At 78.4% G+C, this 505-nt stretch carries 1 pseudogene; it reads right to left on the bottom strand.

What is annotated here, in order from left to right:
• Positions 1-207 (bottom strand): annotated as a pseudogene (locus ACYVE9_RS30640) (DUF2786 domain-containing protein); the annotation flags it as partial.
• Between the last annotated feature and the right edge of the window lie 298 nt (positions 208-505).

Below are 505 nucleotides of genomic sequence, written 5' to 3'. Positions count from 1 at the left end.
GTCGCGCCGGACGAGCCGGACCACGTCGGCGGGCTGCCAGCCGCGCTCCCAGCACTGCCGCAGCAACTGACCGCCCCGGCGCAGCAGTTCCACGCCGACGTCCGGCCAGCGGGCCGGGTCGGCGGCCAGCAGCGACGCGCCGGTGTCCAGGGCGGCGTCACCGGGTGTGTACAGGGCGGTGCCCAGGGCCTGCTCCACGATGTCCATCAGCCCGCATGCTGCCAGCAGGGCCGGCCGTCCGCGAAAGCCGGGGCGGGGCGGAGGGGGCCCGGACGACGGGAGCCGGTGTGTGCGTGGGCGCGGGGACGGCAGTGGGGGTGGGCGTGGGGACGGTCGCGGGTGTGGCGTGGTGGGCATCGGGGCGGCCGGGCGGGTGAGGGCGTGCGGTGCGGCTCCGTAGGCTGGGACGGTGAGCAGCGACCCCACTCCCCCCGCGGTCCGCGCCTGGCGGGCAGCCGCCGCGGACGCCGTTCTGCGGGACGGCGTCCACGCGGTCAAGCACGCC

This window comes from Streptomyces sparsus (genome assembly GCF_054776295.1).
The sequence above is the reverse complement of the archived record's forward strand: the minus strand, read 5'-3'. Positions and strand labels throughout refer to the sequence as shown.